The organism is Streptomyces sp. Y2F8-2 (genome assembly GCF_014905555.1).
In the GTDB taxonomy this organism is placed as follows: domain Bacteria; phylum Actinomycetota; class Actinomycetes; order Streptomycetales; family Streptomycetaceae; genus Streptomyces; species Streptomyces cynarae.
Genome location: NZ_BNGS01000016.1, coordinates 97,090 through 111,281, shown reverse-complemented (window position 1 = coordinate 111,281; position 14,192 = coordinate 97,090). Strand labels below are relative to the sequence as shown.

The window sequence follows — 14,192 nt, the reverse complement described above, 5'->3', positions numbered from 1 at the left end:
AGGGAAACGCCCGGTTACATTCCGAACCCGGAAGCTAAGCCTTACAGCGCCGATGGTACTGCAGGGGGGACCCTGTGGGAGAGTAGGACACCGCCGAACAATTCTTGAGAAAACCCCCGTGCTATTCGGCACGGGGGTTTTCTGCGTTCCAGGGTCGGCTCCTGGGCAGGGCCGCAAGGGAACCCCTCCGCACCCCGGCGCGAACCCGCCGGGTAAGGTCAGGGAGCATCGTTGGTTCGTTCCCGCAGGAGGCCCCCGGGTGGAGGTCCAGGAGACCCGTGTCCAGACGGACCGCGTCCTCACCATCCCGAACATCCTCAGCATGGCGCGGCTGGTCGGCGTGCCCGTCTTCCTGTGGCTGATCCTCAGGCCCGAGTTCGGCGGGCCGAAGAGCGACGGCTGGGCCCTGCTGGTGCTGGTGCTGAGTGGCGTCAGCGACTATCTCGACGGCAAGCTCGCCCGGCGCTGGAACCAGATCAGCAGCCTCGGCCGGCTCCTCGACCCCGCCGCCGACCGGCTCTACATCGCCTCGACCCTGCTCGGTCTCACCTGGCGCGGCATTCTGCCTCTCTGGCTGACCGGTGTACTCGTGGCGCGAGAGTTGGTTCTGCTGGTGATGGTGGGCATCCTCAGGCGTCACGGCTATCCGCCGCCTCAGGTGAACTTCCTAGGGAAGGCCGCCACCTTCAACCTGATGTACGCCTTCCCGCTGCTGCTCCTCAGTGACGGAAGTGGATGGATCGCGTCACTCGCTGCTATTTTCGGATGGGCGTTCGCCGGATGGGGTACAACGCTCTATTGGTGGGCAGGAGTCCTCTACGTGGTCCAAGTCCGCCGACTTGTCAGGGCGGACGCCGTGGCCGATTCAGCCCACTGATTGCCCGCCGCGCGCGGCTCGATGGCCCGCCCAGGGAAACTGCGGGACAATCTAGACGGGTGAAGTCGGCTGGACCGTCGTCTCTTGGAGGAGGACGCTTCCGACATGAAGGCCGTCGTGATGGCCGGAGGCGAAGGCACGCGCCTTCGCCCCATGACCTCGAGCATGCCCAAGCCGCTCCTGCCGGTGGCCAACCGGCCGATCATGGAGCACGTGCTGCGGCTGCTCAAAAGGCATGGGCTCAACGAGACCGTCGTAACCGTGCAGTTCCTGGCCTCACTCGTCAAGAACTACTTCGGTGACGGCGAAGAGCTCGGTATGGAGCTCACATATGCCAACGAGGAGAAGCCACTCGGTACCGCCGGGAGCGTCAAGAACGCCGAGGAAGCACTCAAGGACGACGCGTTCCTGGTGATCTCCGGTGATGCCCTGACCGACTTCGACCTCACCGATCTGATCAATTTCCACAAGGAAAAGGGCGCCCTGGTCACCGTCTGTCTGACGCGTGTACCCAACCCGCTGGAATTCGGCATCACCATCGTCGACGACGAGGGAAAGGTCGAGCGCTTCCTGGAGAAGCCGACCTGGGGCCAGGTCTTCTCCGACACCGTGAACACGGGCATCTACGTGATGGAGCCCGAGGTCTTCGACTACGTCGAACCCGACGTTCCGGTCGACTGGTCCGGCGATGTCTTCCCACAGCTGATGAAGGAGGGCAAGCCGATCTACGGCTATGTCGCCGAGGGCTACTGGGAGGACGTCGGCACCCACGAGAGCTATGTGAAGGCCCAGGCCGACGTCCTGGAGGGCAAGGTCGACGTCGAGATCGACGGCTTCGAGATCTCCCCGGGCGTCTGGGTCGCGGAGGGCGCGGAGGTACACCCCGACGCCGTGCTGCGGGGGCCGCTCTACATCGGTGACTACGCCAAGGTGGAGGCCGGTGCCGAAATACGGGAACACACCGTCGTCGGCTCGAACGTGGTCGTGAAGAGCGGGGCGTTTCTGCACAAGGCCGTCGTCCACGACAACGTGTACATCGGCCAGCACAGCAATCTGCGGGGCTGTGTGGTCGGCAAGAACACCGACATCATGCGCGCGGCCCGGATCGAGGACGGGGCGGTGATCGGCGATGAGTGCCTCATCGGCGAGGAGTCCATCGTCCAGGGCAACGTACGGGTGTACCCGTTCAAGACCATCGAGGCCGGCGCCTTCGTCAACACCTCGGTCATCTGGGAGTCCCGCGGACAGGCACACCTTTTCGGTGCCCGCGGTGTGTCCGGCATCCTGAACGTGGAGATCACACCGGAGCTGGCCGTACGGCTGGCCGGCGCGTATGCCACCACCCTCAAGAAGGGTTCGACGGTCACCACGGCACGTGACCACTCCCGTGGCGCGCGTGCGCTGAAGCGGGCGGTCATCTCGGCGCTCCAGGCCAGCGCCATCGACGTACGGGACCTGGAGAACGTACCGCTGCCCGTGGCGCGGCAGCAGACCGCGCGAGGCAGCGCCGGCGGCATCATGATCCGGACGTCGCCCGGCGTGCCGGACTCCGTCGACATCATGTTCTTCGACGGGCAGGGCGCCGACCTGTCCCAGGCCGGTCAGCGCAAACTGGACCGGGTGTTCGCGCGGCAGGAGTACCGGCGGGCCTTCCCGGGTGAGATCGGGGACCTGTACTTCCCGTCCAGCGTCTTCGACTCGTACACCGGTTCGCTGCTGCGGAGCGTCGACACCACGGGGATCGCCGAGTCGGGCCTCAAGGTCGTCGTGGATGCCTCGAACGGCAGTGCCGGGCTGGTTCTCCCCAGCCTGCTCGGCAAGCTCGGCGTGGACTCCCTGACGATCAACCCCGGACTGGACGAGTCCCGGCCCACCGAGTCCGCCGAAGCGCGGCGGGCCGGACTGGTACGGCTCGGTGAGATCGTCGCGTCGTCGGGGGCCGCGTTCGGCGTCAGGTTCGACCCCGTCGGTGAGCGGCTGTCGCTCGTCGACGAGAAGGGGCGGATCGTCGAGGACGACCGGGCGCTGCTGGTGATGCTCGATCTCGTGGCCGCCGAGCGGCGCAGCGGGCGGGTGGCGCTGCCGGTGACGACGACGAGGATCGCCGAGCAGGTGGCGGCGTACCACGGGACGCAGGTCGAGTGGACGACCACCTCGCCCGACGACCTCACCCGCGTGGGCCGCGACGAGTCGACGATCTTCGGCGGCGACGGCCGTGGCGGGTTCATCGTGCCGGAGTTCAGCAGCGTCTTCGACGGCACGGCGGCGTTCGTACGGCTGATCGGGCTGGTGGCGCGGACGCAGCTCACTCTCAGCCAGATCGACGCGCGGATTCCGCGGGCGCACGTCCTCAAGCGCGATCTCGCGACTCCGTGGGCCGTCAAGGGACTGGTGATGCGCCGGGTCGTGGAGGCCGCAGGCGACCGGTTCGTGGACACGACCGACGGCGTAAGGGTCGTGGAGACCGACGGGCGCTGGGTGCTGGTGCTGCCGGACCCGGCCGAGGCCGTCACCCACCTGTGGGCCGAAGGGCCCGACGACGCCTCCGCGCAGGCCCTGCTGGACGAGTGGTCTACCGTCGTGGACAGCGCCGGACGGTGAAACACGCGGCACGCGCGCGTGCCGGACAAGTGTCCCGCAAGTGGGCCTGTCCGGCACGCGTGTGGGGCCATTCGGAGGTAGCGCGCGCGACGTGCGACGATGTGCGGCATGCCGCAGCCGCCCCCCGTTCGGAGCACATCGACGCGCCCCTCGCGCCCGGACGCCTCCATGTCGTTGCTCACCAACGTCATGGACCACAGCCTCGACGACGGATACGCCGAGGCCGCCGCGCGGAAGAGAGCCGAGGGCGCTGCGGGCATGCCCAGGACGGTGCGGGCCAGGCTCGGTCTCGCAGCAGGTCTCGTGCTCGCCGCGCTGGTGGTGACCGTGGGCGCCGCGCAGGCGCGGATCGCCGCGCCGACGGTCGCCAAGGAGCGTCAGGAACTCATCGACCGCATCCAGCGGGAGACCGCCGCCGCGGACAAGCTCGAGGGCAAGGTCGACAAGCTGCGCGACGACGTGAGCGCACGGCAGCGCGCGGCCCTGCGGCAGGACGGGGGCGGCGACCCGGCCGACCTGGTCGGGATTCTCTCGGGAGCCGTCGCGGTGCACGGTCCTGGGGTGAAGCTCGTCGTGGACGACGCCAAGGAAGCCACCACGGGTGGCGGCGGCAACCCGCGTGAGACCTCGGGTTTCTCCGACACCGGGCGCGTACGCGACCGGGACATGCAGCGCGTCGTCAACGGTCTGTGGGAGTCGGGTGCCGAGGCGATCGCGATCAACGGGCAGCGGCTGACGGCCCTGTCGGCGATCAGGGCCGCGGGTGACGCGATACTGGTGGACAACAGACCGCTGGTGCCGCCGTACACGGTGCTCGCGGTGGGGGACGGGCAGCGGCTCAGCACACGGTTCCAGAACAGTGCCGACGGGCTCTACCTGCACGCGCTGCAGGAGAACTACGGGATCCGGACCGGCATCTCCACCGAGAGTGACCTCCGGCTGCCCGCCGCCCCCAGTGTGATCGTACGAACAGCGCAACCGAGTACAGAGAAGGGCACATCGTGATCGCGGTACTGGGCCTCGTCGTCGGAGTGGTGGTCGGCCTGTTGGTCCGGCCCGAGGTCCCGGCGGTCGTCGAGCCTTACCTTCCGATCGCCGTCGTGGCGGCGCTCGACGCCGTGTTCGGTGGTCTGCGGGCCATGCTCGACGGCATCTTCGACGACAAGGTCTTCGTGGTGTCGTTCCTGTCCAACGTGGTGGTGGCGGCGCTGATCGTGTTCCTGGGCGACAAGTTGGGCGTCGGCGCGCAGCTGTCCACCGGTGTGGTGGTCGTCCTCGGCATCCGCATCTTCTCCAACGCGGCGGCGATCCGCCGGCATGTGTTCCGGGCGTGAGGCCGATGAGCAACGAGATCGAGAACGCGAACGAGAACGAGGACGAGACGACCGAGCCGCCGCAGGCCCCCGAGCACCGGCTGCGCAGGGAACTGCCCGCCGAGGAGGTGCCGGCTGCGGCCCCCGAGGCATCGGGTACGACGGACGACGAGCGGGCCACCGGGCTGACCGGCCGTCAGCGTCTCGTGCAGGGATTGTGGCCGCCGCGCGTGAGCCGTGCCCAACTCATCGTGGCCGTGCTGCTGTTCGGACTCGGCTTCGGCCTGGCCGTCCAGGTCGCCTCCAACAGCGACGGCAGCGGTGCCCTGCGCGGCGCGCGCCAAGAGGATCTTGTGCGCATCCTCGATGAACTCGACGACCGTACGCAGCGTCTTCAGGACGAGAAGCAGGGTCTCGAGGATCAGCGGGCCGAGTTGGAGAACAGCTCGGACCGGGCCGAGGAGGCCCGCAAGCAGACCGCCGAGAAGGAGAAACAGCTCGGCATTCTTGCGGGCACGGTGGCCGCCGAAGGGCCCGGGATCACGATGACGATCCAGGACACGAAGGGGTCGGTCCAGGCGGACATGTTGCTCGACGCGATCCAGGAGCTGCGCGCGGCCGGCGCGGAGGCGATAGAGGTGAACGGCGTACGGGTCGTCGCCGGCACCTACCTGGCGGACGCCGGGAAAGGTGTCAGCGTCGACGGGAACAAGATCACCCAGCCCTATCGTTTCAAGGTCATCGGCAAACCGCAGGACCTCGAACCGGCGCTCAACATCCCCGGAGGCGTGGTGCAGACTCTCGAGAAGGAGCAGGCCACGGTCATCGTGGAGCGTTCCACGAAGATCATCGTGGACGCCTTGCGAGCGGCGAAGCGGCCTGACTACGCTCGGTCGTCCTCCCCGTGAACCGGGGGTGCATGGAGGCCGTCCGGCAGGGGCATGAGGTTGCGGGGGGTCGGCGCACCGATTGGGTGGTGCGTGGTGGAAACTGTCTGGTGGAAACGGACGTTGTGAAGGTGTCCGGGTCGGCCGGTGTATGCAGTCAGGGTTCGTCCTGCCCCACGGGCGGGTCTGTTTCGGTCAAGGGGAATCGCCCGTGAAGTTGTTTGCGAAGTTGTTCGGCAAGAGCGCGCGAGAGGGCAGCGACAACGCGACTGCCCGCCATCGCGCACAGCCGGGAGACGCGGAGGGCCAGCGGCCGCTGTTCCGCGATCAGGTCAGTGGTCCGGGTGGTCACATTTCCGGAGGTCAGGGCGCGCCGTCTGTTGACCCTGCCGCGTCCGGCGACATAGGTTTCCGGGACATGTCGGCCCTGGTGTGTACGCGGTGCGGTCACCGCAACGCGGAGAACAGCCGCTTCTGCTCCAACTGCGGTGCGCCGCTGCGGGCCGGGGCGGTCCCGGAGCGTGCGTCGGAGACGACGTCCACGATCTCCATCTCGGGCCTGGAGGCCTACGACGCGGAGGCCACCGGCCAGACGCCGGTACCGACGCTTTCTCCCGAGGCGCAGGCCGCCGTGGAGGCACTGCCGTTCGGCTCGGCGCTCCTGGTGGTGCGCCGGGGCCCGAACTCGGGCAGCCGCTTCCTGCTGGACAGCGACCTGACCACGGCGGGGCGCCATCCGCAGAGCGACATCTTCCTGGACGACGTGACCGTCTCGCGCCGCCACGTCGAGTTCCGCCGGGGTTCGGACGGCACGTTCACGGTCGCCGACGTCGGCAGCCTCAACGGCACGTACGTCAACCGGGAGCGCATCGACCAGGTCGCGCTCCACAACGGCGACGAGGTGCAGATCGGCAAGTACAGGCTGGTCTTCTACGCGAACCAGCGGGGCATCTGACCCGCGCGGGGAAGGGTCCATGCTTCACACACCGAGCGGCGGTGCCGACAGCGGCACCGCCGCCGCGGACGGCCGGCTGATGAGCATCGGCACGGTGCTGAACGTGCTGCGCGAGGAGTTCCCCGAAGTCACCATCTCCAAGATCCGTTTCCTGGAGTCCGAGGGGCTCATCGAGCCGCAGCGGACCCCTTCGGGGTACCGGAAGTTCAGCGCGCGTGACGTCGAGCGGCTCGGCCAGGTGCTGAGGATGCAGCGGGACCACTATCTGCCGCTGAAGGTGATCCGCGAGCACCTGGACGCCCTGGAGCGGGGCGAGGAGGTGCGGCTGCCGTCCCTGGGCCGGCCGGGGGAGACCGCCGAGGGCGAGTTGCTCGGAGACCTCCTGGGCGAGCCCGAGTGCCCCGCGCCCGCCCGGATCGGGCGCGAGGAGTTGCTGACGGCCGCCGGGATCGGTGCCGAGCAGCTTCAGGAGTGGGAGTCGTACGGGCTGCTCGCGCCGCTGCCGGACGGCACGTACGACGCCGAGGCGATCACCGTGGCCACTCTCGTGGTGGAACTGGGCCGGCACGGCATCGAGCCACGCCATCTGCGCGCGGTGAAGGCGGCCGCGGACCGCGAGGCCGGCTTGGTGGACCAGGTCGTCGCCCCGCTGCGCCGCCACCGCAATCCACAGACCAGGGCGCATGCCGAGGCCCGTACGAAGGAGCTCGCGGGGCTCGCGGTGAAACTGCACGCGGCGCTGGTGCAGTCCGCGCTGGGCGTGCGGCTGCCCTGATCCGGGCGTTCGCCGTGGGCGGATCGGCCAGGCGTTCTGTGCCCGACTACCCAAACATCCCGAGCACGGCCTAGGGTTGCTGTGTGAACGAGCTCGATGTCGTAGGTGTCCGGGTCGAGATGCCCTCCAACCAGCCGATCGTGCTCCTGCGTGAAGTGGGAGGCGACCGCTACCTCCCCATCTGGATCGGCCCCGGGGAGGCGACGGCCATCGCGTTCGCCCAGCAGGGCATGGCCCCCGCGCGACCTCTGACGCACGACCTGTTCAAGGACGTGCTGGAGGCCGTCGGGCAGGAGCTCACGGAAGTGCGCATCACGGATCTGCGTGAAGGCGTCTTCTACGCGGAGCTGGTCTTCGCCAGCGGTGTCGAAGTGAGCGCCCGCCCGTCCGACGCCATAGCGCTCGCGCTGCGCACCGGTACGCCGATCTACGGCAGTGACGGCGTGCTGGACGACGCGGGGATCGCCATCCCGGACGAGCAGGAGGACGAGGTCGAGAAGTTCCGCGAGTTCCTCGACCAGATCTCACCGGAGGACTTCGGGACCAGCAGCCAGTGACGGTCCCTGAGGGGGTTGGGCCGACGGGCGACGCGGCGCCCGCGGCTTGCTCGTCGTGTGTCTGCGGCGTCCCTTTACGGGGCACGGGCCGGAGCATGCCGACCGCGGTGTGGGCTTGCGCACTGCGCTGAAGGGGGCGGCCCAGGACACGAAGGCGGGTGTGCCGGGAGCCAGGACACGTCCGGCCGTCGGGCGGTGTGACAGAGAGGCAGGCGGCCGGGTCCGCGGCCCTCGAGGGGCTCGCTAGAGCATTCGGCTAGCCTTTCCCCGCGGAAGGGCACGGGAAACCACTCCTAGGGTGATTATCACTCGGCGTGCCGAGTGTGGCGATCGTTGACGCACCCGTGGTGACTGCCTACCGTCGAGAAGGCAGGTCAAGGACGGAGGTCGGCGTGAGAAGCAGCGGCGGCGGTACGGCTGGGGGTGCCCCTGGACGCAGTCTGGGGGAGAGCGGTCCGTACCGGCTTCACGGCAACGCGGCCGGCTCCGCCCCTCAGCGGCCGACGCCCGTGCCGGGCGGCGGAGGGGCGGCTTCCGAGGACATCGGCTATCGCGGCCCCACGGCGTGCGCCGCCGCGGGCATCACCTACCGGCAGCTGGACTACTGGGCGAGGACCGGTCTGGTCGAACCCAGCGTGCGTCCCGCCTACGGGTCGGGGACGCAGCGGCTGTACAGCTTCCGCGACGTCGTCGTCCTGAAGATCGTCAAGCGTTTCCTCGACACCGGGGTGTCCCTGCAGAACATCCGTACCGCGGTCCAGCACCTCAGGGAGCGGGGTTTTCGCGACCTGGAGCGGATGACGCTGATGAGCGACGGCGCGACGGTCTACGAGTGCACGTCCCCGGACGAGGTCCACGCCCTGCTCCAGGGCGGGCAGGGCATCTTCGGCATCGCCGTGGGCGTCGTGTGGCGGGACGTGGAGAACGCGCTGTCGCAGTTGCACGGTGAACGTGTCGACACGGGCGAGACGATCGTGGGCCACAACCCGGCGGACGAGCTGGCGCGGCGGCGCAACCGGGCCGTCTGAGAGGCAGGCCGCGGCAGGGCCGCATTGTCAGTGGTGTAGGGCAGCATCGGAAATGTGAGAACCGCGCCGACCATCCTGCACCTCGACATGGATGCCTTCTACGCCTCGGTGGAGCAGGCAGCCAAGCCGAGCCTGCGCGGGAAGGCCGTGATTGTGGGCGGGCTGGGGCCGCGCGGAGTGGTGGCCACGGCGTCGTACGAGGCACGGGTCTTCGGGGTGCACTCGGCGATGCCCATGGCCCAGGCACGCCGGCTCGCGCCCAACGCCGCTTATCTGGTGCCGCGCTTCGGGATCTACCGCAGGATCAGCGAGCAGGTGATGTCCCTGCTGCGGGGCCTGTCGCCGCTGGTGGAGCCGTTGAGCCTGGATGAGGCGTTCGTGGATCTGGAGGCCGGGGGAGCGGCCTGGGACGAGGAGTCGGCGCGACGGGTCGGTGTGAAGCTGCGCGCGGACATCCGGGCCGCCACCGGGCTGACGGGGTCCGTGGGGCTCGCCGCCTCCAAGATGCTCGCCAAGATCGCCTCGGAGCAGGCCAAGCCGGACGGCCTGGTGCTGATACGGCCGGGTACCGAGCGCGCACTGCTCGGTCCGATGCCGGTGCGCACGCTCCCGGGGGTCGGTCCGGCGACCGGTGACCACCTGCGGCGGGCCGGGATCACCACGATCGACGAGATCGCAGAGGCGGGCGAGGACGAGCTCGTACGGCTGCTCGGCAAGGCGCACGGGCAGGCGCTGTACGCGATGGCGCTGGCGCACGACGAGCGGCCGGTGGTGGCCGAGCGGGAGGCCAAGTCGGTGTCCGTCGAGGACACGTACGACGTCGACATCCACGACCGGCTGCGGATCGGCCTGGAGGTGCAGCGGCTGGCGGACCGGTGTGTGCGCAGACTGCGGGACGCCGGGTTGTCGGGGCGGACCATCGTGCTGAAGGTGCGGAGGTACGACTTCTCCACCCTGACCCGGTCCGAGACCCTGAGGGGGCCCACGGACGATCCCGCGGTGGTGCGGGAGGCGGCGGCGCGGCTGCTGGAGCCCGTGGACACGACCGGCGGGGTGCGGCTCCTGGGGGTGGGGGTCAGCGGACTCGCCGACTACACACAGGAGGACCTGTTCGCCCAGGCCCACCTGGCGGCGGGGGAGGCCACGACGGAGGAGCGCCCGGAGGCGGAGGAGCCCCTCGCCGAAGAGCCGGCGGCGCCACCCGAGCGGGTCTGGCTCGCGGGGCACGACGTCCGTCATCCCGAGTACGGGCCGGGATGGGTGCAGGGCAGCGGACTGGGCAGGGTGACCGTGCGGTTCGAGACACCGCAGTCGGGGCCGGGCCGGGTCCGCACGTTCAGCGTCGACGACCCTCAGCTGGAGCCGGCGGACCCGCTGCCCCTGGTGCTCGACGTCCCCGACATCGCGGAGCGCCCGGCCCCCACGGGCACGGGCGTCTGACACCGGTGAACAGGCACGGATGTCTGCCCCTGACGTGTCACGTCTCGTCCGACCCCGCCAAGCGGCCGAAGTCACGGTCCGGCGGCGGCGGTGCCGAGACGTCCAGGCCGTAGTGGTGGTAGAGCTGCAGTTCCTGTTCGGGGGACAGGTGGCGGCCGACGCCGAAGTCGGGGGCCTCCTTGATCAGGGCGCGTTCGAAGGGGACGTACAGCGCGCCCTCGACCAGTTCGCTGGGCTCCAGGGGGACGAACGCGTCCCTGCCGAACAGGCCGGTCCGTATCGCCGCCCACTCCGGTACACCCGTCGCGTCGTCCAGGTACACCTCGTCGATCGTGCCGATCTTGTGGCCATTGCGGTCGAACGCCTTGCGGCCGATCAGATTCCGCGGATCGATGTCGGTCTGCACGGTCCCTCCAATTGGTCGCAACCCATCCGTAAGCACTACGAAAGAGCACATTCGGGAAGGCGGCCACTTGAAGATTCCCGCGCAGGCTGCCGACTCGTCCTCGCTGGTAGTCTGGCAAGCGGCCGTTGACCCCGTGCGGGAGAGTCCTCCGGAGCGATCCGGAGGCGCCGAAGGAGCAAATCCTCCCCGGAATCTCTCAGGCCCAGGTACCGCACGGACGAGGTCACTCTGGAAAGCAGGGCGGGTGTCGACGGCTTCCGCTCTCACCGACGGTGAAAGCCGGCGAGCCTTCGGGCGGACCGGTGAAGCTCTCAGGTCGAGATGACAGAGGGGGAGGCCGTCGGGGTACCCGCGCCGTGGTGCCCCTCAAAGGTCGCGTCAGACCAGGAGGCCTCCGCAATGACCGCCCAGCGCATCCCGCTCTCCGAGCTCGAACAGGGCACTCCGTTCGAGCACCGCCACATCGGGCCCGACCAGGAGGCGCGGGCCAAGATGCTCGCGCACGTCGGCTACGGCTCGCTCGACGAGCTGACCGCCGCCGCGGTGCCCGATGTGATCAAGAACGCCGACGCCCTGGACCTGCCGGGCGCGCGCACCGAGTCAGAGGTGCTGGCCGAGCTGCGCTCCCTCGCCGACCGCAACCAGGTCCTGGACTCCATGATCGGTCTCGGCTACTACGGGACCTTCACGCCCCCGGTGATCCTGCGGAACGTGATGGAGAACCCCGCCTGGTACACCGCGTACACGCCCTACCAGCCGGAGATCTCCCAGGGCCGGCTGGAGGCCCTGCTCAACTTCCAGACCATGGTCGCCGACCTCACCGGTCTGCCGACCTCCGGCGCCTCCCTGCTCGACGAGGGCACTGCCGCCGCCGAGGCCATGGCGCTGTCCCGGCGCATGGGCAGGAACAAGAAGGGCCTGTTCCTGGTAGACGCGGACGCGCTGCCGCAGACCATCGCCGTGATCCAGACCCGCGCCGAGCCCACCGGTGTCGAGGTCGTCGTCGCCGACCTCAGTGCCGGCATCCCGGCCGAGGTCGCCGAGCGGGAGATCAACGGCGTACTGATTCAGTACCCGGGCGCCTCCGGTGCCGTACGCGACATCAAGCCCCTCATCGACCAGGCCCACCAGCTGGGCGCCCTCGTCACCGTCGCCGCCGACCTGCTCGCACTGACCCTGCTGAAGTCGCCCGGCGAGCTCGGCGCCGACATCGCCGTCGGGACCACCCAGCGCTTCGGCGTCCCGATGGGCTTCGGCGGCCCGCACGCGGGCTACATGGCGGTGAACGAGAAGTTCGCCCGCAGCCTGCCCGGCAGGCTCGTGGGAGTCTCCGTGGACGCCGACGGCCACAAGGCGTACCGGCTCGCCCTTCAGACGCGCGAGCAGCACATCCGTCGCGAGAAGGCGACCAGCAACATCTGCACCGCTCAGGTACTGCTCGCCGTGATGGCCGGCATGTACGCCGTGTACCACGGGCCCGAGGGCCTGCGGAACATCGCCCGGCGCACCCACCGGTACACGGCGGTCCTCGCCGCGGGCCTGACGGCCGGCGGGGTCGAGGTCGTCCACGGCGCCTACTTCGACACCGTCACCGCCCGGGTCCCGGGGCGGGCCGCCGACGTCGTCGCCGCCGCCCGGGAGCACGGCGTCAACCTGCGCCTCGTCGACGCCGACCACGTCTCGGCCGCCTGCGACGAGACCACCGGCCGGGCCCAGCTGCGCGCGGTGTGGACCGCGTTCGGCGTCGGGGGCGACATCGACGCGCTGGACGCCACCATCGAGGACGCGCTCCCGCAGGCCCTGCTGCGCAGCGACGACTACCTCGCCCATCCGGTCTTCCACCAGCACCGCTCCGAGACCGCGATGCTGCGCTACCTGCGCAGGCTGGCCGACCGTGACTACGCGCTCGACCGCGGCATGATCCCGCTGGGCTCCTGCACCATGAAGCTCAACGCGACCACCGAGATGGAGCCGGTCACCTGGCCCGAGTTCGGTCAGCTGCACCCGTTCGCGCCCGCCGAGCAGGCCCAGGGCTACCTCACGCTCATCCACGAGCTTGAGGAACGTCTCGCCGAGGTCACCGGCTACGACAAGGTCTCCCTCCAGCCCAACGCCGGCTCCCAGGGGGAGCTGGCAGGCCTGCTGGCCGTGCGCGGCTACCACCGCGCCAACGGCGACGACCGGCGTACCGTCTGCCTCATCCCCTCCTCCGCGCACGGCACCAACGCCGCCAGCGCCGTCATGGCCGGGATGAAGGTCGTCGTGGTGAAGACCGCCGAGGACGGCGAGATCGACGTGGAGGACCTGCGGGCCAAGATCGAGCAGTACCGCGACGAGCTGTCGGTGCTGATGATCACGTACCCGTCCACGCACGGAGTGTTCGAGGAGCACGTCGCCGACATCTGCGCGGCCGTGCACGAGGCGGGCGGACAGGTCTACGTCGACGGTGCCAACCTCAACGCGCTGGTCGGCCTCGCCAAGCCGGGCCACTTCGGCGGCGACGTCTCGCACCTGAACCTGCACAAGACGTTCTGCATCCCGCACGGCGGCGGTGGCCCGGGCGTCGGCCCGGTGGCGGTCCGCGAGCACCTGGCGCCGTATCTGCCGAACCACCCGCTGCAGCCCGAGGCCGGTCCGCAGACGGGCGTGGGCCCGATCTCGGCCGCCCCCTGGGGCTCCGCGGGCATCCTGCCGATCTCCTGGGCGTACGTCCGGCTGATGGGCGGCGAGGGCCTCAAGCGCGCCACGCAGGTGGCCGTGCTGTCCGCGAACTACATCGCCAAGCGTCTGGAGCCGCACTACCCGGTCCTCTACACCGGCCCCGGAGGTCTGGTCGCACACGAGTGCATCATCGACCTGCGGCCGCTGACCAAGGCGACCGGCGTGACCGTGGACGACGTCGCCAAGCGGCTCATCGACTACGGCTTCCACGCGCCGACGATGTCGTTCCCGGTGGCCGGCACGCTGATGATCGAGCCCACCGAGTCGGAGGACCTGGCAGAGCTGGACCGGTTCTGCGACGCGATGATCGCGATCCGTGCGGAGATCGAGAAGGTCGGCTCGGGCGAGTGGCCGGCGGAGGACAACCCGCTGAGCAACGCGCCGCACACGGCGGCGGCGCTGGGCGGGGAGTGGAAGCACGCCTACACGCGTCAGGAGGCCGTCTTCCCGGCCGGTGTGTCGGCCGCGGACAAGTACTGGCCGCCGGTGCGCCGCATCGACCAGGCCTTCGGCGACCGGAACCTGGTCTGCTCCTGCCCGCCGCTGGACGCCTACGAGGAGTGATCACCCTCGGACCTGCGTCGGGGCCGGTGCGGAGCGTGTGTCTCCGGCCGGCCCCTCGTGTGTCAGGG

Annotated in this window: 12 protein-coding genes, 1 rRNA gene and 1 riboswitch; of the genes, 12 read left to right on the top strand and 1 reads right to left on the bottom strand. The window is 69.6% G+C overall.

The annotated features are described in order from the left end of the window. The 11 genes from rrf to SY2F82_RS37330 form a co-directional block, all read left to right on the top strand. A 5S ribosomal RNA gene (gene rrf / locus SY2F82_RS37380) occupies positions 1-99 on the top strand; the annotation flags it as partial. 160 nt (positions 100-259) lie between these two features. Next, positions 260-877, top strand: a complete 618-nt coding sequence (locus SY2F82_RS37375) for a CDP-alcohol phosphatidyltransferase family protein (protein ID WP_200423546.1) — start codon at positions 260-262, stop codon at positions 875-877. Between the two features lie 105 nt (positions 878-982). Continuing rightward, a complete protein-coding gene (locus tag SY2F82_RS37370) occupies positions 983-3,478 on the top strand; it encodes a mannose-1-phosphate guanyltransferase (RefSeq protein WP_103840191.1) in 2,496 nt (831 codons plus the stop codon). 108 nt (positions 3,479-3,586) lie between these two features. Continuing rightward, a complete protein-coding gene (locus SY2F82_RS37365; RefSeq protein ID WP_236042039.1) occupies positions 3,587-4,483 on the top strand; it encodes a DUF881 domain-containing protein in 897 nt (298 codons plus the stop codon). Then, positions 4,480-4,812: a small basic family protein gene (locus tag SY2F82_RS37360; protein ID WP_019708255.1), complete on the top strand. Its 333-nt coding sequence runs from the start codon at positions 4,480-4,482 to the stop codon at positions 4,810-4,812. The genes SY2F82_RS37365 and SY2F82_RS37360 overlap by 4 nt, the downstream gene beginning before the upstream one ends. Positions 4,813-4,817: 5 nt before the next feature. After that, on the top strand, positions 4,818-5,699 hold the full coding sequence (locus tag SY2F82_RS37355) for a DUF881 domain-containing protein (RefSeq protein WP_200423544.1): 882 nt from the start codon (positions 4,818-4,820) through the stop codon (positions 5,697-5,699). Positions 5,700-5,760: 61 nt separating this feature from the next. Beyond that, positions 5,761-6,633 (top strand): FHA domain-containing protein, encoded by an 873-nt coding sequence (locus tag SY2F82_RS37350; RefSeq protein WP_200423543.1) that lies wholly within the window; start codon positions 5,761-5,763, stop codon positions 6,631-6,633. A gap of 19 nt (positions 6,634-6,652) precedes the next feature. Continuing rightward, positions 6,653-7,408 carry a MerR family transcriptional regulator gene (locus SY2F82_RS37345; RefSeq protein WP_200423542.1) on the top strand — a complete coding sequence of 252 codons (756 nt, stop codon included), beginning with the start codon at positions 6,653-6,655 and terminating at the stop codon, positions 7,406-7,408. A gap of 83 nt (positions 7,409-7,491) precedes the next feature. Continuing rightward, positions 7,492-7,965 (top strand): bifunctional nuclease family protein, encoded by a 474-nt coding sequence (locus tag SY2F82_RS37340; protein WP_004002801.1) that lies wholly within the window; start codon positions 7,492-7,494, stop codon positions 7,963-7,965. Between the two features lie 392 nt (positions 7,966-8,357). Next, a complete protein-coding gene (locus tag SY2F82_RS37335; RefSeq protein ID WP_200423541.1) occupies positions 8,358-8,993 on the top strand; it encodes a MerR family transcriptional regulator in 636 nt (211 codons plus the stop codon). 54 nt (positions 8,994-9,047) lie between these two features. Next, complete coding sequence (locus SY2F82_RS37330; protein WP_200423540.1) at positions 9,048-10,433, top strand: DNA polymerase IV; 1,386 nt, start codon at positions 9,048-9,050, stop codon at positions 10,431-10,433. 37 nt (positions 10,434-10,470) lie between these two features. Here SY2F82_RS37330 and SY2F82_RS37325 read toward each other — a convergent pair whose 3' ends face one another. Continuing rightward, the gene (locus SY2F82_RS37325; RefSeq protein ID WP_200423539.1) at positions 10,471-10,839 is read right to left on the bottom strand and encodes a PRC-barrel domain-containing protein; all 369 of its coding nucleotides are present in this window, start codon (positions 10,837-10,839) and stop codon (positions 10,471-10,473) included. 126 nt (positions 10,840-10,965) lie between these two features. Continuing rightward, positions 10,966-11,061: riboswitch (glycine riboswitch) on the top strand. 177 nt (positions 11,062-11,238) lie between these two features. On the opposite strand from SY2F82_RS37325, the gene gcvP reads away from it, so the two are divergent. After that, complete coding sequence (gcvP, locus tag SY2F82_RS37320; RefSeq protein ID WP_200423538.1) at positions 11,239-14,124, top strand: aminomethyl-transferring glycine dehydrogenase; 2,886 nt, start codon at positions 11,239-11,241, stop codon at positions 14,122-14,124. Positions 14,125-14,192 lie beyond the last annotated feature (68 nt).